The 24,444-nt window shown below is 54.3% G+C and carries 26 protein-coding genes and 1 tRNA gene; 21 read left to right on the plus strand and 6 right to left on the minus strand.

Translation table 11 applies throughout. The features are described from left to right. Position 1 precedes the first annotated feature (1 nt). Both RI101_12585 and RI101_12590 read right to left on the minus strand, forming a co-directional pair. On the minus strand, positions 2-622 hold the full coding sequence (locus RI101_12585; protein MEC4890885.1) for a hypothetical protein: 621 nt from the start codon (positions 620-622) through the stop codon (positions 2-4). 149 nt (positions 623-771) lie between these two features. Next, a complete protein-coding gene (locus tag RI101_12590) occupies positions 772-1,008 on the minus strand; it encodes a hypothetical protein (protein MEC4890886.1) in 237 nt (78 codons plus the stop codon). A gap of 401 nt (positions 1,009-1,409) precedes the next feature. On the opposite strand from RI101_12590, the gene rpmH reads away from it, so the two are divergent. The 15 genes from rpmH (at position 1,410) to RI101_12665 (ending at position 15,316) form a co-directional block, all read left to right on the plus strand. Continuing rightward, positions 1,410-1,547, plus strand: a complete 138-nt coding sequence (gene rpmH, locus RI101_12595) for a 50S ribosomal protein L34 (protein ID MEC4890887.1) — start codon at positions 1,410-1,412, stop codon at positions 1,545-1,547. 193 nt (positions 1,548-1,740) lie between these two features. After that, on the plus strand, positions 1,741-2,076 hold the full coding sequence (gene rnpA / locus RI101_12600) for a ribonuclease P protein component (GenBank protein ID MEC4890888.1): 336 nt from the start codon (positions 1,741-1,743) through the stop codon (positions 2,074-2,076). 1 nt (position 2,077) lies between these two features. After that, a complete protein-coding gene (gene yidD / locus RI101_12605) occupies positions 2,078-2,290 on the plus strand; it encodes a membrane protein insertion efficiency factor YidD (GenBank protein MEC4890889.1) in 213 nt (70 codons plus the stop codon). Positions 2,291-2,321: 31 nt separating this feature from the next. Further along, positions 2,322-4,013 (plus strand): membrane protein insertase YidC, encoded by a 1,692-nt coding sequence (gene yidC / locus RI101_12610; GenBank protein MEC4890890.1) that lies wholly within the window; start codon positions 2,322-2,324, stop codon positions 4,011-4,013. Between the two features lie 55 nt (positions 4,014-4,068). Continuing rightward, positions 4,069-5,508: a tRNA uridine-5-carboxymethylaminomethyl(34) synthesis GTPase MnmE gene (gene mnmE / locus RI101_12615; GenBank protein MEC4890891.1), complete on the plus strand. Its 1,440-nt coding sequence runs from the start codon at positions 4,069-4,071 to the stop codon at positions 5,506-5,508. Positions 5,509-5,516: 8 nt separating this feature from the next. Next, positions 5,517-7,403: a tRNA uridine-5-carboxymethylaminomethyl(34) synthesis enzyme MnmG gene (mnmG, locus tag RI101_12620; protein ID MEC4890892.1), complete on the plus strand. Its 1,887-nt coding sequence runs from the start codon at positions 5,517-5,519 to the stop codon at positions 7,401-7,403. Between the two features lie 75 nt (positions 7,404-7,478). Further along, positions 7,479-8,126, plus strand: coding sequence for a 16S rRNA (guanine(527)-N(7))-methyltransferase RsmG (gene rsmG / locus RI101_12625; GenBank protein MEC4890893.1), 648 nt, complete (start codon positions 7,479-7,481; stop codon positions 8,124-8,126). A gap of 61 nt (positions 8,127-8,187) precedes the next feature. After that, the gene (locus RI101_12630) at positions 8,188-8,964 is read left to right on the plus strand and encodes an AAA family ATPase (GenBank protein MEC4890894.1); all 777 of its coding nucleotides are present in this window, start codon (positions 8,188-8,190) and stop codon (positions 8,962-8,964) included. Then, on the plus strand, positions 8,942-9,793 hold the full coding sequence (locus tag RI101_12635) for a ParB/RepB/Spo0J family partition protein (GenBank protein ID MEC4890895.1): 852 nt from the start codon (positions 8,942-8,944) through the stop codon (positions 9,791-9,793). The genes RI101_12630 and RI101_12635 overlap by 23 nt, the downstream gene beginning before the upstream one ends. Positions 9,794-9,960: 167 nt before the next feature. After that, a complete protein-coding gene (locus RI101_12640; protein MEC4890896.1) occupies positions 9,961-10,461 on the plus strand; it encodes a polymer-forming cytoskeletal protein in 501 nt (166 codons plus the stop codon). A gap of 122 nt (positions 10,462-10,583) precedes the next feature. Then, on the plus strand, positions 10,584-11,030 hold the full coding sequence (locus RI101_12645) for a polymer-forming cytoskeletal protein (protein MEC4890897.1): 447 nt from the start codon (positions 10,584-10,586) through the stop codon (positions 11,028-11,030). Positions 11,031-11,066: 36 nt separating this feature from the next. Next, positions 11,067-12,149, plus strand: coding sequence for a tRNA 2-thiouridine(34) synthase MnmA (gene mnmA, locus RI101_12650; protein MEC4890898.1), 1,083 nt, complete (start codon positions 11,067-11,069; stop codon positions 12,147-12,149). A 434-nt stretch (positions 12,150-12,583) separates the two neighbouring features. Continuing rightward, positions 12,584-13,666 carry a DUF481 domain-containing protein gene (locus RI101_12655; GenBank protein ID MEC4890899.1) on the plus strand — a complete coding sequence of 361 codons (1,083 nt, stop codon included), beginning with the start codon at positions 12,584-12,586 and terminating at the stop codon, positions 13,664-13,666. Between the two features lie 48 nt (positions 13,667-13,714). Next, positions 13,715-14,128, plus strand: a complete 414-nt coding sequence (gene mscL, locus RI101_12660; GenBank protein MEC4890900.1) for a large conductance mechanosensitive channel protein MscL — start codon at positions 13,715-13,717, stop codon at positions 14,126-14,128. 60 nt (positions 14,129-14,188) lie between these two features. Then, positions 14,189-15,316 (plus strand): OmpA family protein, encoded by a 1,128-nt coding sequence (locus RI101_12665; protein MEC4890901.1) that lies wholly within the window; start codon positions 14,189-14,191, stop codon positions 15,314-15,316. Between the two features lie 72 nt (positions 15,317-15,388). On the opposite strand, the gene RI101_12670 is transcribed toward RI101_12665, so the two are convergent. Further along, positions 15,389-16,636 (minus strand): ABC transporter substrate-binding protein, encoded by a 1,248-nt coding sequence (locus tag RI101_12670; protein MEC4890902.1) that lies wholly within the window; start codon positions 16,634-16,636, stop codon positions 15,389-15,391. Positions 16,637-16,702: 66 nt separating this feature from the next. After that, a complete protein-coding gene (locus tag RI101_12675; GenBank protein ID MEC4890903.1) occupies positions 16,703-17,785 on the minus strand; it encodes a HEAT repeat domain-containing protein in 1,083 nt (360 codons plus the stop codon). Positions 17,786-18,144: 359 nt separating this feature from the next. Here RI101_12675 and RI101_12680 point away from each other — a divergent pair. From RI101_12680 to RI101_12705, 6 genes are all read left to right on the plus strand, one after another. Next, a tRNA-Leu gene (locus RI101_12680) sits at positions 18,145-18,227 on the plus strand. 57 nt (positions 18,228-18,284) lie between these two features. Beyond that, entirely contained in the window at positions 18,285-19,607 is a 1,323-nt protein-coding gene (tig, locus tag RI101_12685) for a trigger factor (GenBank protein ID MEC4890904.1), read from the plus strand. 69 nt (positions 19,608-19,676) lie between these two features. Further along, a complete protein-coding gene (gene clpP / locus RI101_12690; protein ID MEC4890905.1) occupies positions 19,677-20,315 on the plus strand; it encodes an ATP-dependent Clp endopeptidase proteolytic subunit ClpP in 639 nt (212 codons plus the stop codon). A 13-nt stretch (positions 20,316-20,328) separates the two neighbouring features. Next, positions 20,329-21,585, plus strand: a complete 1,257-nt coding sequence (gene clpX / locus RI101_12695) for an ATP-dependent Clp protease ATP-binding subunit ClpX (protein MEC4890906.1) — start codon at positions 20,329-20,331, stop codon at positions 21,583-21,585. 166 nt (positions 21,586-21,751) lie between these two features. Then, the gene (locus RI101_12700; protein MEC4890907.1) at positions 21,752-22,270 is read left to right on the plus strand and encodes a TIGR02266 family protein; all 519 of its coding nucleotides are present in this window, start codon (positions 21,752-21,754) and stop codon (positions 22,268-22,270) included. A gap of 54 nt (positions 22,271-22,324) precedes the next feature. Then, positions 22,325-22,843 carry a PilZ domain-containing protein gene (locus tag RI101_12705; GenBank protein MEC4890908.1) on the plus strand — a complete coding sequence of 173 codons (519 nt, stop codon included), beginning with the start codon at positions 22,325-22,327 and terminating at the stop codon, positions 22,841-22,843. On the opposite strand, the gene RI101_12710 is transcribed toward RI101_12705, so the two are convergent. Both RI101_12710 and tatA read right to left on the minus strand, forming a co-directional pair. Then, positions 22,764-23,636 (minus strand): HEAT repeat domain-containing protein, encoded by an 873-nt coding sequence (locus RI101_12710; GenBank protein ID MEC4890909.1) that lies wholly within the window; start codon positions 23,634-23,636, stop codon positions 22,764-22,766. The genes RI101_12705 and RI101_12710 overlap by 80 nt on opposite strands. Beyond that, complete coding sequence (gene tatA / locus RI101_12715) at positions 23,633-24,439, minus strand: twin-arginine translocase TatA/TatE family subunit (protein ID MEC4890910.1); 807 nt, start codon at positions 24,437-24,439, stop codon at positions 23,633-23,635. Before tatA ends, RI101_12710 begins: the two co-directional genes overlap by 4 nt. Between the last annotated feature and the right edge of the window lie 5 nt (positions 24,440-24,444).

Below are 24,444 nucleotides of genomic sequence, written 5' to 3' on the forward strand. Positions count from 1 at the left end.
CTTATTTCTTCTTTGCCGCCGAGGGTTTCCCTTTTCCCACCTTGGCAAGAGCGCTCTGAATTTCGGCTGAAACGGCCTGGCTCTTGTCGTTAATAGCCTTCGCTTGAGTTTGCGCCGCAGGATAATCTTCCTTGTCGATCGCGATTTGGACTTGATTCAACGAGGCTTTCAGTGCCTCCACATCGTTCTTAATCGCTTCCAATGCTGCACGGTCTTTGCCCACTGGCGCACTGGCGACAAGATCTTCCGCGACCTTCACGGCTTCCTGTGCGACTTGCCGCGCCTGAAGGGCTCCAGCCTTGGCTTCCTCTTTCTTCTTTTCCGCATCGACCTTGACCCGCTCACCCTCGGCTTTGGCGGAGGCAGCCAGTTGCTCGACCTTTCCATAGTCCCGCAACAGCGCAAACTTGGCATCCTGGTCGGCCGCTTCTTTCTTCATCGCCGCCAGCGAGGCTTCGAGCTTAGCAAAGTCCTGCGCGCTATAGGTTGCAGCCCCGCTTTGCTGAGCCTCCCGTACGGCTTTATCCGCCGCTTCGATTTGCTCTGTCGGAGGCTTGGCACAGCCGGCTAACAAAAATGCTCCTAAAGCAAGAGGGGCTATCATATTGGTCATCTTCGTCATCTCGGTCTCCTTCTTCTTTCGATTCAGTCAATCCAATTGATACGTATCGCGGGCACAAATTCGAGGCCGTCCAGAGACAACGGCATTGGGATGCCGAGGCCGGTCTCGATGATACAACCAGGCCTCGGAGGGAAATTCGGCTATCCGTTCTACTTTTTCTGACCTTTTTTCTTTCCTTTGCTTCCCTTTTTCCCCTTCTTCCCCTTTTTCTCCTTGTCACCGTCCGCTGGTTTCTCCGCTTCAGCAGGAGCAGAAACAGCAGGAGCAGGGCTCGCAGGTGCTGCAGGAGTGGCAGGCACAGCTTCTTGGGCTCGAGCTGACGCCCCCATTGAGAACGTGACAGCAATAGTGATGGCCACGACGCTGGCGAGAATCCGCATCATCATGATTTTCCTCCTCAACGACATAAAATGTAGAGACATCCCTTCCCTTCAGCACGATCTCCGCGTCTAGGCAAACCAGTGACGCGAACATCTACGTTCATCATGGCAATCTCGATGCCATCACTCTCCCAAGTCAAAAATATTACAATAAATACATAATAACAATGCGTTACGCATGGTAGCGCTTAAAATGCTCTCAATTTGTCCTGTGGCACTCTGGCACTGACTGGACAAAAATGCCTCAAAAATTAATGCTTTACCGAATTCGCTTTCCTAGCTCTCAACAGGACGGCGCCTAAAGAAACGGCTTCTTATCGCAATAGAAAATTGACACATGGACACATGCTCAATATAATGCCCCTTTCGCTCAGGTAGCCAGTGCGGCAATTACGAAGGAGAGTGTGATGTCTTTTACGTTCCAGCAGCCCTCGAAATTGAAACGGAAACGGGAACATGGGTTCCGCAAGCGGATGAGCACCAAAAACGGCCGGAAGGTATTGGCTCGTCGTCGGGCAAAGGGCCGCGCTCGTCTTGCCGTCTAAGACATCCTGATCCATTCCGGGACGGGATTGGAATAGATTCTCAGGGCGATGGGCGTTCTGCCTTTCTCTGGAAGGTGCTTCTTCCTGCCTCTCATTTGAACGACAATGGCAGCCCACGCCTTGAGCATCCTACTGATGGTCTCTCCATATTCTGATGGCGATAAGACAGGGACCTCAACCCAGGCGTCAGTCCATGTTTTTACGGGTGAGTCGTGAGATTGAGCAGGTCAAGCGCCATGGCCACCGCGTTTCAACTCACTTCTTCAATTTATTGCTCTTTCGAAAATCCGATTCCCTCAGCCAAGTCGGAATTATCGTCGGCAAACGGTTTGGGATTGCCGTACGGCGGAATCGTGCCAAGCGGATTTTTCGTGAACTGGTTAGAGAGACTTACCCCGATCTCACGCCAGGCTTCGCGCTCCTGATCTTTCCCAAGAGGGATGCAATCCTAGAGCCCTTTCAGGATCTCAAAGCGGCATGGATCGGCTCGCTTCGAAAACAACGGTTGCTGTCATCAAAACCGCTCTAACATGCGTCACCTTTTGATACTGTTCATTCGCGGCTATCAATATCTGATTTCCCCTTTGCTGGGGCCTGCCTGCCGGTTTGAACCCACTTGCTCTCACTATGCCGCGGAGGCTATTCATCGCCATGGCGCTTTATATGGGTCGGGACTGACTCTCGCCCGTTTATTGAAATGTCACCCCTTCCACCCAGGCGGGATCGATCCTGTCAAAAAATAATCTCCTTTATCTGAGAAAGTACTGCTGAGATATGGAAAAGCGCGTCGTGGTTTTCTTGGTCCTCTCCCTTGTCATCATCTTCGGGTATGAATACGCCCTCAAGGAATTGGGATTGATCCCGGCGGTGTCCTCTGTTGAAGAAACTGCACCAGCTCCCGGAGACGATCAAGGATCTCGTCCTGCACCGGCGGTCAATGCCCAAGCGCCTGTCGCCTCTTCCGGTCAGCCTCTTTCGGCCTCCTCAGGCGAATCGCGAGCGCAGGAAGCGGCCATGCAGCCGATCGCAACGGACGAGCTTGTCGAGATAGAAACCGACTTGTACCGGGCCAAATTCTCGCCTCACGGAGGCGTGCTGACAAGCTGGGAACTTAAACGGTATCAGAATTCAACGACGGACCAAACGGCCGTTCAATTAGTCCGGCAAGGGGCAAAATTCGCCGGACCGTTAACGGTCGTCACCGGTGATCCGGCCCTGACCAAGTCATTGGTCAATGGTTTGTATACGGTCGAGAAGGATTTCACCTCCTTGGATCAGGCTCATCCCGTCGGACATTTGACCGTCCGCTATCAAGATGAGTCTCAAAACATTTTCCTCGAAAAGCAGCTGACCTTTCATTCCAATAGCTACCTCGTCGATATCCAAGTCAAAACTACTGGACTCGACGGGACCGTCAATCTAGGCTTAGGCACCAATTTTGGCATCGTGGAATGGGGCGATGGCATGATCGGCCAAATTGGATCGGCTGTTCTGGTGGATGGGAAAGTCGAAAAAGAAGCCCCTGAGTCTGAGACCGAACGGAGCGGCAATATTCAATGGCTCGCGCTCCAAGACAAATATTTTCTGTCGGTATTAATTCCCAAGCAGGCCTCGACCGTCTTGGTCAAGAAGGAAGGCGATAAACTTATTTCGGCCGCCGTCAAAATACCGGTGACCCCATCAGGATCCACATTGGCCCTCCAGCTGTATGCTGGCCCGAAAGAATATGACACCTTGCAGGCCTTGCAACTAGGGCTTGAGGACACGATCGACTTCGGATGGTTCATCTTTGGCAGTTGGAGCGTCGTCAAAGCCATTGCGAAGCCCATTTTTTATGTCCTGCGTTTTATCAACGAGTACACCCACAATTACGGCGTCACTATCATCCTGTTGACCATGGCGATCAAGGCGCTCTTTGTCCCCCTGCAATTCAAGAGCTATAAATCGATGAAACAGATGCAGGTGATTCAGCCCAAGGTTCTGGCGGTTCAGGAAAAATACAAGGACGACCGGGATCGCCTGAACAAAGAGCTGATCAAGCTTTACCGTGATCATAAGGTGAATCCGGTGGGTGGCTGCCTTCCGATGGTGTTGCAGATGCCGGTGTTTGTCGCGCTCTTTAATATTCTCTATATGACGATCGACCTCCGGCAGTCGCCTTTTATCGGCTGGATTACCGATCTTTCGCTTCAAGACCCCTATTACGTGATGCCGATCATCATGGGTGTCACGATGGTGGTGCAGCAAAAGATTACGCCCACCACGATGGATCCCACGCAGGCGAAGATCATGCTGATGCTTCCCGCGTTCATGACTTTTTTGTTCATCAATTTTCCTGCCGGTTTGGTCTTGTATTGGCTGACCAACAATGTGCTCACAATTTCTCAGCAGGTCATCACCGATCGAGTCATCTTTGCGAATAAGCCTGTCTTGCACGATGCGAGTGAGTCACCATCCAAGCGTTGAGGGAATGGCGATAGCGGAGACCCTTGAGCATAACTTCTGGATGTGAGGCACGACCATGGCATACGGAGGGGGGCCTGATGATACAATCTGTGCCATTGCCACACCGGTCGGCGAGGGTGGTATCGGAATTGTCCGACTGAGCGGGACGGATTCCATCCCCATTGCCGCTCGATTTATCCGGCTTCGGTCGGAGGTTCCGATCGGCTCACTTTCGACTCATTCGCTTCATCTTGCGGACATTATTCGCCCCCAGCCTTCTTCCCATCCCAGCCAGACGTGTACGGGCCACGATGCCATCATCGACGAAGCTTTCGTGGTCTATATGAAAGCCCCCCGATCCTATACAGGCGAAGATGTCGTTGAAATTCATTGCCATGGCAATCGCCGCATCTGCGCGATGATTTGCGACGCGGCACTCTCGGCCGGATGCCGCCTGGCCCAGCCAGGTGAGTTTACCAAGCGCGCATTTCTCAATGGCAAGATGGATCTCTCTCAGGCTGAAGCGGTCCTCGACACGATTAGAGCGACTTCGGAAGAAGGGTTGAAGGTCGCACAGCGCCATCTACGAGGCGATTTAGGGAAAGAGGTTGGACGGTTACGCGAACAACTTCTCGCGCTGCTGGCCCATATCGAGGCCGGCATCGATTTTGTGGAAGAAGATATCAGTTTCGTGGAACGCACGGAGCTGCTGGATACTCTGGCAGACACTCAGGTGGTCATCCTCCGCGCCCTGAATACCGCTAAAACCGGGCGTTTGCTTCGGGAGGGTGCACGGGTGGTGATTGCGGGCCGGCCCAATGTTGGAAAATCGAGCCTCTTGAATGCGCTGTTGCGCGAACGGCGCGCGATCGTGTCCTCCATTCCCGGTACCACCCGCGACATGATTGAGGAGTCGATGGAGGTTGACGGAATTCAAATCTCCTTGATCGACACAGCCGGAATTCGCAACACGGTCGATCCCCTCGAACAAGAGGGCATTCATCGCACCTGGAATGCGCTCCATGACGCGGACCTCATTATCACTCTGTTCGATGCGACGTCTCCCCCGGAGGAATCCTTCGAGATGGAGCCGTATTGCCTGTTCCAAGAGCGGGCGATTCCTGTTTTAAATAAGGTGGATCTCCTGCTACCTGAACAACGAATGTCCTTACAACAACGGCTGTCCGATATCTTGGGACACCTACCCATTTGTGTTTCAACGATGAGCGGAGAAGGCCTCGATTCTTTGCGCCATCAGCTACGCTCTCGAGTCTTACCCGATTATCTCGAGTCTTCCGAAGGGGTCATGATTACAAATGTTCGTCATCAGGATGCGCTTGTGCGATCAAATGACGCGCTCACTCAGGCCATCGATTCGGTCAACTCAGGAAGAGAAGCGGAATGTCTGGCGGTCGACCTCCGTACCGCAGCTGATGCACTTGGTGAGATTACCGGCGTAATTACGTCGGACGAAGTTCTTGATCGCATTTTTTCTGAATTCTGTATTGGGAAATAGCGAGACCCATGGCTCAGGCTTTCGATGTTATCGTGGTAGGAGGAGGGCATGCAGGCTGCGAAGCGGCGTTGGCTGCGGCGCGGATGGGCGCAGACACCTTGCTCTTGACGATGGAGAAGGATCGCATCGCCCAAATGTCGTGCAATCCCGCGGTCGGCGGCATTGCCAAGGGCCACCTGGTAAAGGAGATCGATGCACTGGGCGGCGAGATGGGCCGGAATACGGATCGGGCCGGAATTCAATTTCGCTTTATCAATACCAGCAAAGGCCCGGCTGTCCGAGCCTTGCGCGCCCAATGTGACAAGAAGCTCTACCGTCTCGCCATGCAGGACACGCTGGCCGCACAGGCTCATCTGCGGGTTGCGGAAGGAACGGTCGACCGCCTTCTCACCGAGTGCGGCCGTGTGGTGGGCGTTATCACCGGCGCCGGCGAGCGCATTGACGCCAGAGCGGTGATTCTGACATCAGGTACATTCCTTAAGGGTCTTATCCATATTGGGATGAGTCATTTCCCGGCCGGACGAGCCGGCGAGGCCTCCGCGGAACACCTGTCCGATTGCATGCGCGACCTTGGATTCGAAGTCGGTCGATTGAAAACCGGCACACCGCCGCGCCTCGACAAACACTCCATCGATTTCTCTGTGATGGAGCCGCAGCCCGGCGACGATCCTCCGCCGCCCTTTTCCTATCGCACAGAGAAAATCACCACCCCTCAGATTTCATGTCATCTCACATATACAAATTCACGCACGCATGAAATCATCAAAGAGAATCTCGACCGCTCACCACTCTACAGCGGCGTCATCGATTCCGTTGGGCCCCGCTACTGTCCATCGATTGAGGACAAGGTGGTTCGATTTGCCGATAAACAGCGGCATCAAATTTTTGTGGAACCGGAAGGACTGGATACCGACGAGTTTTATCCCAACGGTATTTCAACGAGCCTTCCGGTAGATGTTCAAGCCCAGATTCTCGCCACGATTCCAGGACTGGAATCTGCCAAGATATTGAAACCAGGATATGCAATTGAATATGACTATTTCCCACCGCGCCAACTGTTTCCTACGCTTGAAACAAAGCTGATCGCCGGCCTCTATCATGCCGGACAGATCAATGGGACCTCAGGCTATGAAGAAGCGGCGGCACAGGGAATTATGGCAGGTATCAACGCGGTCTTAAAGCAGAGAGGGGAGGCCCCTCTCATCCTCGATCGTTCGCAGGCTTATATAGGCGTATTAATTGATGATTTAATTACAAAAGATGCTCGCGAACCCTACCGCATGTTCACGTCACGAGCCGAGTATCGCCTTTTACTTCGCCATGGCAACGCGGATCTTCGTTTGATGGAGACCGGTTATCAGGTGGGGATCGTCGGACAACGCGACTATGACAATCTTCTCAGAAAGCGAGAGGCTATCGTTCAGGAAATAGAGCGGCTCAATACGACCAGACCGAAATCATCCGATGCCATTCAGACGCGCTTGAAAAACACACACCTTGAAAACTATTTGACCTCTCATACGTTTGCCCAGCTACTCAAACGGCAGGATTCAACCTATCGCCAACTGCTACATACATTCGATGCGATAACGATAGAAGATGATGAAATCATTGAAGAAGTTGAGCTAGAAATTAAATACGAGGGGTATATCAAGAGGCAACTGCAGCAGATCGGTCAGTTTAAAAAACTTGAGCAACGATCGATTCCCCAAACATTTGACTACAAAACTATCCCAGGGTTTTCTCGGGAAGTACTCGAAAAATTCGTTCGCGTGAGGCCTTCGACAATAGGGCAGGCGTCAAGAATTTCAGGAGTGACCCCGGCATCAATTTCTCTGCTTATTGTGGCACTTGAAAAATTCAAGCGTAATGGGTCACGGTCTGCTCAAGCATGATCATCCGTCATAAATTATTGATGACCGTATTCTTGCCCTCTTGACCTCCTTCCCATAATCACGTAATTGTTCCACGTGGAACATGAATTTTCTATTTCCTCGCTTCTCGTCGATAGCGCTGCCTCACTCGGCATTTCGATTACTGCAGAACAATCCAAAAGCTTCATGGTCTATTTAGATCAATTGAAGACTTGGAATAGGACGACGAATTTAACCAGCATCACAGACGATGCTGAAATTGTGATTAAGCATTTCATCGATTCCATTGCCGCTATAAACGCCGTTGACTTTCATGTCGGCAGCCTTGTGTGTGATGTAGGAACGGGGGCAGGATTTCCAGGAATCCCACTCAAAATCATGCGACAGGACCTGCGAATGGTCTTAATAGAACCATCGAAGAAAAAAGCGTCATTTTTACGATATATTGTTGGGCTGCTCCGCCTTAATCAGATGGATATATTCGAAGGATCTTTGGAGAGTTTTGCAGGTAACTTCACCGGTAAAGAAAAGGCAGACTATATCCTCGCTCGAGGGATCAAATACGATTTTATTCTTGGCCTGTCACAAGCAATCCTTTCAATGAACGGGAAAATCATTCCTTTTCTTTCTATGCCAATTGATCGTACAGGCTTAATCGGTGGAGCAACCTGTGAGAATGAATACTCTTTTGATCTCCCAATGGGCCTTGGGCACCGAGTCATTGCTTCCATATCAATGATATAGAGCACCATCACTGTGAATGTTCCACGTGGAACATTCAACCATATCGCGAAAAGGTTAAAGAATGGCGCGTATTGTTGCCGTGGCCAACCAAAAAGGAGGCGTTGGGAAAACAACGACTTCCGTTAATTTATCAGCGGCGCTCGCGCTCCAAGGTCAATCAGTTTTATTGATTGATCTTGATCCTCAGGGAAATGCCACCAGTGGGGTTGGAATTGATCCACGGTCATTGCAAAGTACTGTCTATACATGTCTTATTAAGCAAGCCAAAGCGGTCGATGTTGTACATTCTACTGATATTAAAGGACTTTCTGTCATTCCATCCAATGCTGACTTGGCCGGAGCAGAAATAGAACTCGTTGGACTTGATGAGAGAGAACACTACCTTCGTGACGCCATTCAAGACATTCACGCTCAGTATGATGTCATCATTTTAGATTGCCCACCAGCTCTTGGGGTCTTAACTATCAATGCCTTGGCAGCTGCAGGCTCGGTCTTAATCCCGGTTCAATGTGAATATTATGCACTTGAAGGGCTGACAAGATTGATCGGGAGCATTGAACGGGTGAAGGACGCCATAAATCCCAACCTCTCTATCGAGGGGATTGTGCTGACCATGTTCGATGCTCGCAATAGTTTAGCCCGTCAAGTGTCTGAGCAGGTCCGTGGCCACTTCGGTGACAAAGTTTATCAATCTGTTATCCCTCGAAACGTCACCTTGGCAGAAGCCCCAAGTTATGGGCGCCCGGGTATCCTGTACAATATGGCCTCATCCGGTTCTCAGGCCTATCTTTCGCTCGCAAAGGAGTTCATTGCCCATGGAGAAAAAAGCGCTCGGTAGGGGATTGGACGCACTGCTTCCATCAGGAAAATCATCGCCTTCTCAGCCACTTGCATCAGATGTACACCAGCTGAGAGTCGATGCGATTGTCCCGAACCGGTATCAACCTCGGCAGATTTTCCATCCTGCTGAGCTTGCAGAATTGGCTGCCTCAATTAAAGAGAGCGGCTTGCTCCAGCCAATCTTGGTTCGTCGCAAAGGCGATGGAATCTATGAGCTGATCTCAGGAGAGAGAAGATGGCGCGCGACAAAGGAGGCCGGCCTCGACACGATTCAAGCCGTTGTCAGGAATTGTAGCGACCAAGAGGCCATTCTCTTTGCTCTCGTTGAAAATATTCAACGAGAAGATCTGAATCCCATGGAAACGGCTCGGGCCTATGCCAGAATGATGAACGAATTTGGACTTACTCAAGACGGCATTGCTCAAAAAGTGGGGCGCGATCGATCCTCGGTAGCGAATTCCCTTCGCCTGCTTAATCTTCACCCTGATGTCCAGCAACTGGTTGAATCCGGAGCTCTTTCTGCCGGTCATGCTAAAGCACTCCTTGGGCTGGCTCTTCCAGAATATCATAATAAATTCGCTAAGATAGTGACAGATAAAGGCCTCTCAGTCAGAGAAACGGAAAAGCTGGTTGAGACAGCATCCACTGAAAAGCGCCGCGAGAAAAAAGCATTGCCCAACTCTGACTGGTCCGACGTCGAGTCCAGATTACAAAAGCGACTCGGGACTCGCGTTACCATAGAACCACGCGGCAAAGGCGGAAAAGTCGTCATTCATTATTTCTCCGAACCGGAGCTTGAGGGTCTGATCGAAAACCTCCTTTCCTAACAGCCGCCCCCAAACATTTTTCTGTCACCCAGGCATGGAAATGCATATTTCTTGTCTTTCTGTAAAATAACGCTAAATATCTTCCCTAGACACTCCGATACAGCTCCTAACAAGAGCCAACCCATTCACCCTATGTATTCGGAATAGCCAGAGGAGGAGCATCGATTATGTGGAAATCAGACAAGCAAGACGGGAAGCGTCCGATGGGGGAGGAAATGGAAGTCGAAGACTCCAATAGTAATTCCACCCCGACCAGACAAGAAACCGCCGAAGATGTCAGTGCATTCGTGGGAAAGGGCGTTGAGTTCAAGGGAACGATTTCCTACAACGGCACCGTACGCATCGACGGATTCCTTGATGGCGAAATCCATACGGAAGGCGTGCTACTCGTCGGCGAAGAAGCCGTCATTACTGCCAAAGTCACGGCCGGCACCATTGTGTGCAAGGGCAAAATCACTGGCGATGTCGTGGCAAAAGAAAAGGTCAAGCTCCGGGCTCCCGCGATTGTCAGCGGCGGTATCAAGACGCCGATGCTCTCGATCGAAGAGGGCGTGCTCTTCAACGGAACCCTGGAAATGAGCCAAGGAATCAGGGAAGTGCCGCGCGACATCCCTGCCCACCCAGTGGGCATGTCCAATCAGGGCGGACTGAAGCGCGTGAATGGTTGATTTTAGCTAATAAGTTTCACGTAAGCATAGCCTGATCCCGTTGCTCATCGGGGCGCCATTCTTGCTGTTTTTTGACGCCCCGATGAGTTGACCGCAGCCATGAGAAAGGTCTACATCATCGTATGTGGGCACTCGGCGACAGAAAAGCCTCACCGGAAAACGAAGACGACAACTTTACCTTTCTAGGAAGGGGCGTCGAGTTTAAAGGCGTGGTCACCTTCGACGGTACCGTGCGCGTCGACGGCCGCCTTGAAGGAGAGATTCATACCACGGGGATGCTTATCGTCGGGGAATACGCCGTCATCAAAGGGATCATTTCCGCCGGCGTATTGATGACCAGTGGAAAAATCCAAGGAACCGTGACAGCCGCTGAAAAAATACAAATCCTCAAGCAGGGGGTCTTAATCGGAGACATCCGAACCCCGGCGATCTCCATCGAAGACGGAGCCCATTTCCATGGGATGTGCGACATGGGAGCTCACAAGTGGGTGGACGAACCATTACAGCCAGCCAAAAATGTCCATGATCTCACCCTTCACCGAAATAAAGTGCGGACTCCAGACCTCTAGCCCTTTCAGCTCCTAGCCAGTACAATAGCTCCCACTATGGCACGCCCAACGGTTCTCCTCGGCATGAGCGGAGGAGTCGATAGTTCTGTCGCCGCGCTTCTCCTGGTTCGCCAAGGCTACGAGGTCCATGGCGTCACCCTCCAGGTGTGGGAGCACGAAGATGAGACCGTCGCGGCCTCCAAGCGATGGGAAGAGCGAGGTTGCTGCAAAGTGGGCATTGCCCGCTATGTCGCACAGAAACTGAACATCCCTCATGAGCTCGTCGATTCACGGGAGCAATTCCGTGCTGCGGTCATAAACGATTTCGTATCCGGGTACGCCAACGGCACCACACCCAATCCCTGTGTCCGCTGCAATGAACGAGTCAAACTCCGGCAACTCATCGAACTGGCTGATGCCAAAGGCATTGCCTACGTCGCAACCGGCCATTATGCACAAATCGCCTCTGAGCAAGGCCGGACGATCCTTAAGCGCGGCGCGGATCCGAAAAAAGACCAGAGCTATTTTCTCTATCGCATTCAACCATCTTGGATGTCCAGGCTCCTGTTTCCAGTCGGCATGATGAACAAGACAGCCGTCTGGGAGCGATCAGAAGAACTCGGACTCCCGACGGAGGAACTTCGTGAAAGCCAGGAAATCTGCTTTGTGAGCACCGGAGACTACCGGACATTTCTACAAACGGAAATTCCCACGGCCAAGAATCCAGGTCTCTTTGTCGACCAGGATGGAAAACCACTTGGAACACATCAAGGCATCGCCTTCTATACACCAGGCCAACGCCGCGGCCTCGGCGTCTCATCGGGTCAACGCCTCTACGTTCAACGGGTTCAGCCCGAGAACAACACGGTTGTCCTGGGACCAGACGACGCCCTCCTCAGCTCGGCCTGTACCGTGGCCGATCTCAATGTGCTTGACCCGATGCTGCATGCACATTCGGCTCTGGTAGAGGCCAAACTCCGCTACGCGACTCCAGCGACTCCCGCGACCATCCAACCGAGTGGTCCCAGCTCTCTCACCATACAATTCCACACACCACAACGAGCCATCAGTCCAGGACAATCGGCCGTCTTTTATCATGGAAACCAAGTCCTTGGAGGCGGTATTATCCAAACCGTCTAACGGACGGGCACACCTCGTTCAGCGATAATCTTCCCCAGCATCAAAGACGGCGATATAACTGCCGACCTTCCCTCCTCCTAAGTGGATCCAGAGAAGCACCCATATTTCTTGAGGCAGACTTATGCCACTCTATGGCCAGGATGCCACAGAAGAATATCCCTCCCCAAAAAACTAATTCCATTCCCATGAAAACACGCATATTCTAATAGCACTCTTATGGCATCAGCATTGCTTGGGGGTGGAAAACCTCCTCACATACTTCAACTCCTACTGTTATGTGACAAGAGAGATAAATTCATCGTTGCGCAGAATAAAACAAGTCAGGTATACACATCACTCAATACAGTCCATTTGGCCCTAGGTTGTCTATCGACATTCCAACCACCTGTTAAATCGGAAACCGCGCCACTCGTCTTTGTGTATAAGGAGGAGCAATGAAGAAACTCGTCTCTCTACTGCTCATGCTGGGTATCAGCATGGCTGGCATGGCATCTGCCCATGCTGTTGAAGAGGTTCCCCATCTTGATATGGCCACGATGAAAAATGGCAGCACTATTTATGGGGAAGTAATTGAGATGTCCGGAGGGGTCCTCGTGATGAGAACCCCTGCCAGTCCAGACAATCTGATAAAACTTAATTGGAGCGAAGTCGTCAGCCTGTCCGTAAACCATCCGATCCCCTTCCATTTCAAAGAAGGTACAGTCCTGATCGGCACGGCCACCGTTGGCCCAGACGGAAATATCAACATCAGCTCCGAACCCCTCAAGGGCTCTCTGTCGGTGCCAGTGGATGCCATCACGGCGGTCAATCCCCTCATTCAACCGCCGGTCATCTATTCCGGCAGCCTCACAGCCGGCCTGTCGCAAACAACCGGCAATAGCCACCTCAAGAATGCCAGCGTACTGGGCGATCTGGTCGCGCGCAGCGAACAGCTTCGCCTCTCAATCAACGGCCGCTACATCTATGGCGAAAATGCCAGCACCCTCATTGCGCGTAACTCCCGGGGAACGATCAAGCTCGACTTCTTTATCACCAAACGGTTTTATTGGTTTGCCTCAGCCTATGTTGAAAACGACCGGTTCCAAGACTTAAAAATGAGAACCGCCCTCGCCAGCGGTCCTGGTTATCAATTTATCGAGCGTGGAGACTTTACCGGCATCTTCAAAGATATGACCTTCTATACAGAAGCCGGCGTCACATACTTCAACGAAGATTTCCGTCTGGCGGAGGATAAATCATCCATCCGTGCCCGTGTCTCCATGAAACTGAACTGGCCAATCCTGGACGACCGCATCACCTTCTACCACTACGATGAGTTCTACCCATCGCTCGAGAATACGAGCAACTATTACTTGACCATGGATAACGGGGTGCGATTCAAGATCTGGGAAGGATTCGTCAGCGGCATTCAAGTCACGACACGGTACAACAGCAAACCCGCGGCCGGTACCGGCGATACAGACAATATGTACCTCTTTACCCTGGGCTATAGTTTCGACACCGCACGCAAACGATAACGCCGATCGAGTGAATATCCATAACCAGGCTGACCAAGGAGGGTACCTATGCTGAAAGAATTTAGAGACTTTGCCATACGCGGTAATGTACTCGACATGGCCATCGGGGTCATCATCGGCGGGGCGTTCGGTAAAATCGTGTCCTCGCTGGTCAGCGACGTGTTGATGCCACCAATTGGACTGTTGATGGGGAGAGTCGATTTCTCCAGTCTCTTTATCAATATGTCAGGCACACCTCAGCCTTCGCTCACCGCAGCGAAAGCCGCCGGAGCTCCCACCATTAATTACGGGGTCTTCCTGCAAACCGTCTTCGACTTCATGATCATTGCCTTTGTCATCTTCATGTTGGTGAGGCAGGTCAATCGATTCAAAAAGGAAGCCCCTCCCGCGCCGCCGGCGGGACCTACCAACGAAGAAAAGCTCTTGATGGAAATCCGAGACGCCCTGAAAAACCGTCACTAATCACCGGCGTTTGACTTGCCACGATTGGGCAAGCGCGCGTCATACACAAAAGGAGAACCCATGCGAATATACAAGACACCTCTTCTGGCACTGAGCCTTCTGGCACTGGCCGGCTGCTCTTCCTGGCAACCGATGTGTCCGGACAACGGCTTCCAGTACCGCATCTGCCCGCAAGGCACCGCTCAGAGCACCACGCAAGATTTAACGAACCGACTTGCCGCGCTTGAAAAGGAGCGCGAGGCCCTCGCCGCCGAATTGGCTGCCGCGAAGCGGGAGAGCGGATTACTCAGTGAGCGAGTACAATCCCTGGAATCTCAACTGGCACAAAAAGACCGAGAGCTGGCGGCGTTGCGTAGCGGTGCCGGAGACTCATCGCAACTGGCCAGACAGCTCTCCAGTGCGCAATCCGATCTAGAACAGGCGAAATCCCGCATCACAGATCTCGAGCGACAACTCGCCGCCGCACAAGCCGGGGCATCGACTGAGAAAGAGCAGCTCGCCGCCCTTCAAGCCGGAGTGGGAGAGAAGGACCAGCTCGCCAAGGACCTGGCAGCAGCCAAGCAGCGGAATGCAGAGCTCGAAGCCCAATTAACTGCCCTGACCAGCGCGGCCGGGGATAAGAGCAAGCTTGCCGCCGATCTCGCCGCTTGCGCACAACGAGTCGCCGATCTGGAACGCCAACTCGCAGAGCGGGACAAAGAACTTGCCGGACTCCGTGGCGACCTTTCATCGGAAATGGCTAAGCTGAGAGAGGCCCAGCGCGGACTCATCAAGGCGCTGCGCCCGCAGATCGAGAAGGGCAACATCATGGTCGATCTCAACAATGAACGCCTCCTCATCAACCTCGCCTCCAGCTATCTCTTCGGATCGGGCGAGGATCAACTCAAGCCGGCCGGAGCCGATGCGCTCAAGCAAGTGGGGAACATTCTCAAAGATTTCCCTGAATACAAGGTCGCGGTAGACGGCCATACGGACAATCGCCCCATTCGGAGCGCGCTGAAGAAAAAGTTTCCGACGAACAAAGAACTCTCCGAAGCCCGAGCCGCGAACGCGGCGCAAGCGCTGACGGAAGGCGGCTTAGGGGCAGCGATAACTCACGGCTATGCTGACACCCAACCGGTGGTGCCGAACACCACCGATGCCGGCCGGGCCAAGAATCGGCGTGTCGAAATACGGGTTACCAAGTAACTCTATGACCGGTCCTAATTCGTAATACGGGGGCTTCTCCCGCAAGGAGAAGCCCCCTCTCACATTCGTCGTCTACAAGATACAAGCCTGTTGATCAACTGAACCGGACACAGCCACGCCTGGAACCGTAGACACTATTTTATAGTGCCCCAGACCCAACTCTTTTCCAAACGCTTCGCCCACCAACACATCCTGCACATGCTGATGATCTGACGCCCGAAACACCGACGGACCTTCCTTGAGCCCATCGAACTCGTGCCCCTCAAGGGCTTTAATCAGAGCGGCCGTCTCTGTGGTGCCCGCCCGTTGCATCGCTTCAAGAATTTGGGTCATGGCGGCATACCCAAGATAACAACGAGACGTGGGCGTATGGTTATACTTATCGATCACGCCCTGGATGAAGCGTCTCGAGCTGTCTGTCTTCACCTTGGGATCCCAGATGAGTCCCCAGATCCCCGCATTACTGGCATAGCCGAGCGGGCGCCCGATTTGCTCGCCACTGATCATGCCACCCACGCCGATCTTCTCCTTGGCCAACTCCAGCTTGGCATAGACCTTCAGCGCATGAATCAGATCCCAGCCGTAAAGGTTTAAGACGATCAATGATGGCCGCTTGTCTTTCGCAACAGCCACGGCGTCGGTAAAATCCGTGGACCCAAAGGGCATCAGTGCTTCACCGATCAGTTCAACTCCGTGGGACTGCCCGGCGGTCACCATCTCCTGAGCCATTGCCTTGCCATCCAGGGAACTGGTGGTGATCATGTACCACTTCGTCCCGTACGCCTTGACCAGATGAGGCACGACCGCCCGTGACATCATGGCGGCATTCGGCATGAACACAAAGGTGTGGGAGTTACAGGCCGCTCCGCTGAGTTCTGGAAGATGCGAGCCCGTGACCATAAACAGCTTGTGCTCTTTCTTGGCATATTCCGACACAACCAAGGCGCAGTCCGCATTGAAGGTGCCCATCAACACATCGACACGATCCTCCTTTACAAACTTGGTCGCGGCCTTCAAGGCCATCTCCGGATTCGAGGCATCGTCCGCTTCCAGAATCATCACCGGACGCCCCAAGACGCCCCCTCTCTTGTTAAAAAGATCGACGGCCACATTCGCGCCGTGGACGTCATGGATCGAAGAGGTCTTATATGGACTCGACAGCGGATCGATGATGCCGATCTTGATGGGCTGGCTGCCCGCCGCTGCTGTCTGAGCAACGCTTGTCCATCGCACACCCTGGTTGATCAGGTCACCACAAACCAAGGACCCGGTGGCGGCTACGGCCAATTGAAGAAACTGTCGTCGCGATTGCTCAATCATGCAGATCCTCCTCTTCTGCCAATCCATCGCCCAGGCACAACCGCTGAACGTCACGATAGTCGATATTCAACTGTATTGGTCCCAGGTATCACACTGCTTGATCGACCAAAACACAGCTTCTTTGAGTTTTTTGAGCTGCAGATTGTCAGGATCACGGATGGCTTGAAGCTTCTTATCCAAATCGTAGAGAGGCTGAATCGAGCGTTTATCGGGAATCTTTCCCAACGCCCACGCGACCTCGATGAGCACCGGCCAATCGGTCTTGGGATCCTGAAGTCTGGCCAGCAATGGAAGCACCACCGACGCATCACCGTGAATGCCCCCCAGCTGGCCCAGCCCCTTGGCCGCGGCCGCCTGAATTTCTACCTGCGGAGCGGTATTCATCATCTCGACCAAGAGGGGAATCCCTTCTCGCCCCAGATTCCCCATAGCCATCAAGGCCTGCTTCGCAAGATCCCGGTCTTGCAGCGCCTGCTTCAATTTCGGCAAGGCCTCATCGGCCTGCATCTCGCCCAGCAATGAAATGATCCGCACCTTGCGAGGCACACTCGTGTCCGCCGCATCCAAGACCTTGAGCAGCCGTTCGGGATGCCCCCACTCTGCGGCCAGTAAGAGAGGAAACTCGTATTTCTCCAGCGCCTCTTTCAATCGTGCCATCGCAAAGGTTCCGGCGTCGCCCGCATGAGCCGCCTGAGCCGCAGCAGACGCATCCTCGAAATCCGTGCGCACTTCCTTCTGCCACTTAATTTTCATCCCGCCCAGCACATAGGTCAGCTGACACGCCGGCCCTTTCCATAACCTGGACGGAGCATCGGGCAAATCATTATCTCCCCCCGCTGACGCGGTTCCTTCCCACGTCTTGCGTTGCTCACATTTGACCCGAAAGACCACATCGTGGGGTTTGGTCCCATCCTGAACCATGGTGTACCCTAATTCACTCAACCGCCGAACCACGACCGACGATAGAGGACCGGCATCGGTGGCGCCTGTATCAGTCAGAGCAATCGCCTCCACCAGAATCGTTTGAATCTTATCGAGCTGGGCCTTCTGCTCCGCGGTAAAATACTCCCGATACGCCCCCGCCTCGGAAGTCCATAGACTCACACTCCCTATGATGACGGATGCCAGCACCACTAATGATCGAAACATGACACACCTCCTTGCCAGCCGGACACTGCGGAGATGAAAAAGCTGTATGAACCGCTGAACACCATAAGCATAGAAGCGCGAGGGACCATGCCACTTAAGTATACTCCCCGGCCTTTGTCGGGACCACCCATCTCTCACGACCTCCCCGCTTAGACCCATGATCCCTGCCTGCTTCCCCTGTGCATCCAACGCTCCACACTGATGCTCAATAAGATCCGTCTCCTTCCCGGATCCAGCGCCCAACCCCGCAGGAGTATGGGTTGACACTGGCATCCCTCCAACGGTACAAAAGGCTTACACAATCGCGTGTTTTGCTGTCTCAGCAATCGCGGCGACAGCCCCGCGATGCTCCCCACCGTGCGAGAGTGGCGGAACTGGCAGACGCGCGAGACTTAGGATCTCGTGGGTAACCGTGGGGGTTCAAGTCCCCCCTCTCGCACCAGCCACGGCAGACCATATTGGCACTCATCCCTAGCAGCAGTGTGGAAGGACGTCCGCGATGACCATGAAGATGGAAATGACCGAATTAGGCCCCATGAAGCGGGCCCTGAAAATTGAGGTCGCCGCAGAGGAAGTCACGCAGCGATTCTCACAGGCCTATACCGAACTGAACCGGCAGGTGCGCATCCCGGGGTTTCGTCCGGGCAAGGCGCCGTTGGGCATTCTTGAACAACGGTATGCCAAGGCCGTTGAAGAAGACGTCATCCGCAGCCTGGTGCCAGATTATTACGACCGCGCGATCCGACAGGCCGGCATCAGCCCGGTCGTGGTCGAGATCCCCCCGCTGGAGCGCGTAAAAATCAAGAAGAACGAACCCTTCACCTTTACGGCCACCGTTGAAATCAAGCCCACGATCGACCTGCGGGATTACAAAGCGCCCAATCCCATTTCGCTCAAGCCGGACAAACGCACGGTCACAGACGAACAACTGGATCGCGCGCTTGAAGTCTTGCGCGAGCAACAAGCCAAGCTGGATGCGGCGCCAGCCGGCACCGCATTGGCCGAAGGGGATTTTGCCGTCGTCGACCTGGAAGGGTTCCTGTCCGGGTCTCCGCTCGAAGGCACCAAGAAAGAGGGCCAGCTCCACAAAGTGGGATCCAAAGCCGCCCTGCTCGGAATTGAAATCGACTCCCATGTGACCGGCAAGAAGGAAGGGGACGTCATCGAGATTCCCCAGGCCTATCCGCCGAGTCATCCAGACAGCCGAGTTGCCGGAAAGACCGTGCAGTTTCGGCTTGTCATTCAGGGAGTGAAACGGAAAACCTTGCCCGTGCTGGACGACGAATTTGCCAAAGACTGCGGCCCGTTTTCAACGCTGCAAGAAATCAAAGACAAGCTCCGCAGCGAAATGGAGAAGGCGCTGAAGCGCGATATTGATGAGTCCTACAAGGACACCATTCTCAAGCGTTTGGCGGAAACCCATCACTTTGACCTGCCTGAAACCCTGGTCAATCGCGAATTAGACGCGATCGTTCGCCAGAAGCTCCAGGAGCGCCAGCGTGGAAAAGCCACCGACCCGGCTCCTGCAGCCACAGCGGAAGATATTAACGCCATTCGCGAAGAGAACCGCGAGGAAGCCAACCGCCGTGTCAAAGTGGGTCTCGTGCTCGAAGCCATCGCGGCCAAGGAAAACATTACCGTCACTCAGGAAGACATGAATAACGAAGTGAACCGCCTGGCAACAGAGCTTCGTGTCCCTGTAGGCGATCTTGTGAAGATGATCCAGTCTGGCGGCCAAGATTCTATTGAAGAACTTCGTTCTCGAATCCTGGCCGACAAGGCCCTCGACTTCGTTTACCGTCATGCCGTGATTCAAGGATAGATACGGGCATTCGCTCCGGGCCCACGCCCGGAGCTTTCACAACCCGAAGCCGGAAAGGAACTGACGTCTATGCTGGTCCCCATCGTCGTCGAACAAACGAATCGAGGCGAACGCGCCTACGACATTTACTCCCGGCTCTTGAAAGACCGCATCATCTTCTTGGGGGCCCCCATCGATGACGTGTTCGCCAATCTGGTGATTGCCCAACTCCTGTTCCTCGAGGCCGAAGATCCGGAGAAGGATATCAATCTGTATGTGAATTCTCCCGGAGGAAGCGTCACCGCAGGACTCGGCATTTACGACACGATGCAATACGTGAAGCCTGCCATCAACACTATCTGCCTGGGCCAGGCCGCCAGCATGGGCGCCTTGCTCCTGACCGCGGGCACCAAAGGCAAGCGCTTTGCGCTCCCCAACGCACGCGTGATGATTCATCAGCCCTTGGGCGGGTTCCAAGGGCAGGCGACCGAGATCGACATTCATGCCCGCGAGATTCTGAAAATCCGCGAACGGCTGAACGAGATCATGGCCAAACACACCGGCCAGCCGATTGAAAAGATCGCGCATGATACGGAGCGCGACTACTTCATGTCCGGTGAAGAAGCCAAGAAGTACGGACTGATCGACGAAGTCATCACGCGGCCTCCCAAAGCCTTGAAGGCAGTGGAATCCGGCGACGCCGCCAAAGACGGGGCCAAGGGCAAGTAACACAGGAGGGCGCATGGCCAAGCAGGAGAAAGTCGACCGACATCTGCGGTGTTCGTTCTGCGGAAAGAGCCGCGATGAAGTCCGCAAGCTCATCGCGGGTCCGACCGTGTATATCTGCGACGAATGCGTCAACCTCTGTAACGACATCATTGCCGAGGATTGGGAAGAGGCTAAGGAGGAAATTTCCTCCAAGCTCAAAAAGCCGGCCGACATCAAGCACCATCTTGACCAATATGTCGTCGGCCAAGAACGGGCCAAGCGTATCCTCTCCGTCGCCGTGCACAACCATTACAAGCGCATCTCGTCCAAAGAAAAGGATGTCGACGACGTCGAGCTCCAGAAGGGCAACATTCTCGTGGTCGGCCCAACGGGAACGGGAAAAACCCTGCTCGCCCAGACGCTGGCCAAGTACTTGGACGTCCCGTTTACCCTGGCCGACGCCACAACACTGACAGAGGCCGGCTACGTGGGAGAAGATGTCGAAAACATCATCCTCAAGCTCCTCCAAGCCGCTGACTACGATGTGGAACGAGCCGAGCGCGGAATCGTGTATATCGATGAAATCGATAAAATCAGCCGCAAGAGCGACAGCCCCTCCATCACCCGTGACGTATCCGGAGAGGGCGTGCAACAAGCCCTCCTCAAGCTGATCGAGGGCACAGTTGCGAATGTTCCCCCCCAGGGAGGGCGCAAGCATCCTCATCAGGAATTCATTCAGGTCAATACCAGCAACATCCTCTTCATCTGCGGCGGCGCCTTCGTTGGGCTGGACTCGATCATCGAGCAACGATTGAACCGCAAGGCCATGGGGTTTGGCGCAGAAATACGCGGGAAAAACGAAGTGCGCTTGGGCGAGCTGCTGGCCAAAGTGCAGCCGGAAGACTTCCTCAAATACGGGCTCATCCCGGAGTTTGTTGGACGGTTGCCAGTGGTGGCCACACTGGAAGAATTGGATGAGCGGGCGCTCATACGCATTCTCACCGAGCCGCGAAATGCGTTAACCAAGCAGTACGAAAAATTGCTCTCCTTCGAAAAGGTGAAGCTGAAGTTTACCGACGGCGCCTTGGGAGCCGTCGCCCGGAAGGCCTTCCAGCAGAAAACCGGAGCCAGAGGCCTTCGCGCTATTCTCGAAGAAGTCATGCTGGATGTGATGTACGACGCCCCGTCGCAAAAGCAAATCAAGGAAGTCCTCATCACAGAAGATGCGATTTCAGGGAAGAATCCCCCGATTCGCATCTACGAACAGGATAAAGACGCCAAAAGCGCATAGCCATTGTGCTGGCTCGGGCTACCATCTGTAGCCCGAGCCAGTTTCCTCTCTCCCCTCCCGGTGTGCCCTCGAATCATACGCCTCCTGTGCAAATCTCATGATTTTCTCGACAATAGAGAATACCCCGATATACTCGTGGAATGACGAACTGCGCTCAGGAGGATCTGTGAAATATCCCGTATCATCCAGCCTTCGCCACAGAGGGAAAGCGCTCGAACTGGATGCAGCGCGCGAAATGGTCACCCTGCTCGGAATCACCGGCGAACCTATTGGAAGCCTGCCATGGGATTTTGTCATCGACCAGATTCTGGCCTATCGCAAACCGCCCACACCCAAAGAAACACGAACCGAACCACGCGTCGCCCTGTCATTTCGGGTGAAGTATAAAACCCCGGAAGGCCACCACTTCGATAGCCGGGCCGGGGGAATCGGCGGGGGAGGCCTCTTTATTGAAAGCACGTCCCCCCTACCGGTCGGGACCAAGATCGCCATGGACTTTTCACTCTCTGAGCAACCGCCTGAGTGGATCCCGGCCAAAGGCATCGTCGCCTGGGTCTGCCCCAAAGCCGATCAATATACCTTCAGCCCCGGCATGGGGATCCGCTTCACCGATATGGCCCAGGAAACCCGTGACCGTATCCTCAGCATCGTCGCGTCACTTGAGAGCAACGGGCAGGCCGCGTAAACAGGCTCCGGCGACGCTCACCATTTCGTCCGTATGTTTTCAGTGGATAGACAGATGAAATTCACCGTTCAAACGACCGCCGGCCATCAAGGGAAGATTCTGTCGGTTGACGCCCAAGACGAAACCGTAGTGATCCATTCTCCTTCGGGAAATCTTCTCGGCAGCCTGCCTTGGAGCGCCGTCATCGATCGCGCCATCCAGCACTTTGACGATGGCGACTACGCGCATGCCCGGAACTATCCTCGCACCCCCCTGGCATTGAAAATCCGCTATTCCACACCGGACGGCAAACAGATCGACAGTTTAACGGGGGGGGTCGGAGGTGGAGGGCTTTTTATCGAAAGCAGCGACCCCTTGGCTCCTGGCACCATGCTCACAGTGGAATTCGCCCTTCCCCACCGCCCGGCACAAAAACTCAAAGCCACAGGGAAGGTCGCCTGGACGAGAAAAAGGGCCGAGCGTTATCTGCTCTTCCCGGGAATGGGCATTCAGTTTATCGAGATCGAGGAGCAGGCCCAGAAGGATCTGATTGAGCTGGTTGAAGGATTGAATCGAGCCCGTCTCTCGTCGTAAGCCCCGCAAGACTCTGCCTGGCCCAGCGGCGCACTTGGGCGCTGCTATCCACGAGGGCCGCAGCAGTAAGACCGCTGCCCACCGTATCCTCTGCATGAAATCCCAGGCGATAGGCCGCTTCGGCCCGCACGGCGGCATCGGCATCGTGCGCCAGCCGATCGAGAAGTGTTGCCACAACACGATCGTCATTCTGTTCACCTAAGACCGCCACAGCCAATTGCCGCACATGCGCGTCATCACCGACGGCCTTCCGCAATAATTCCTCCTGCGCATCTCCCACTCGATCGAGGCCCAGTAGTGCGGAGAGAGCGGCGGACCCAGCGTGAGAGTTTTCATGGGACAAGATGGCCGCAATCGTAGATCTGACTTCCTGATCGACCTCAGCATTGCCCAGTGCTTGTGCGGTAGAAAGCCGAACGGCAGGACTTGGATCCAGCAATAAGACAACAAGCCGCCGACCGGCATCCGCCTTCAACGGGCCCAGCCGTCCAAGACTGCGAGCAATCGCTTCCCGCACGATGGGGGACTCGTCGCCAAGCCGCGATACAAGATGGGGTACCGCACTCGGATCGCCGATCTTGCCTAAAGCCTCCGCTGCCGTTCGACGGATCGCCCCGTCTCGATCATCCAGAAGCATCACGAGGGAAGCAACGGTATGGAACGGAGCGGAAGGAGGGGAGTCTTGATAACAGCCCTGAAGCGCAGCCGTCACGACCATCAAGACAAGATGGGAGAAAACACGATGGAGGAACATATGAATCCGGACGACCGCACAAAATCCTGCAGATCTCACGCTGGCTTGGGCGGTTCCTCATCAACGACCGGCAATTCCCTGGCCGCTTCAAGGGATTGCTGGAATTCTTTCTGCGCAGAATCCATTTCATTTTGGATGGTGCGCATTTCCGGATCGACGGTATTGCGGACATCCGCCACCGCTTGCCGGAATGTGCGCAATGCATCCCCAAGGCCTTCCCCCAAACTCTGCATGTCGTTGGGAGACACCCCCGCCGGCTGGGCGGCTTTGGCCTTGAGTGCCGCCTGCTGTGCCTGCACACGAGCCACCGCATCTTTATTCACAATCGCCGAAGGCCGATTGGCCGCTGGTTTGGCCTGGGCTCCCGGAGGAAGCGGAGGATACTGGGCACGCGACATGGGAGCGGGCGCTGCGGCGCGCTCCTCCATCGTGACCACCCGTTGAGCGGCGCCCGGCGACGTTGCCGCCGGTTGAGGCGCGGCAGAACGAGGAGCTTGAGGAGACTGCGGACCCATATTGTAGAGCATCGACGCCGTTGTGCCAGGGGTCAATTCAGGACCAGGCACATAGGGAACATTGGTGGCTTTTGGCGCAGCTGGCGCCTGAGCCGCCGGTGGAGCCACAACAGGAGCGGCTTGAGCCTGAACCACCTGCGGTGCGACAGCTTCCGGTTGAACCTGGGCGGCATCCGGAGGCGGAGGCATTTCGTTTACTTCTTTTTTGAATCCTTTCAGCGCCTTGCCGACCCCTTCGCCGATCTGAGGCAACCGGCCGGCGCCAAAAATGATCAGCACGATGACGAGAATGATGATCAGCTCTGAAATGCCCATTGTTCCGAACATTGCCG

The organism is Nitrospira sp. (assembly GCA_035968315.1).
Classification (GTDB): domain Bacteria; phylum Nitrospirota; class Nitrospiria; order Nitrospirales; family Nitrospiraceae; genus Nitrospira_D.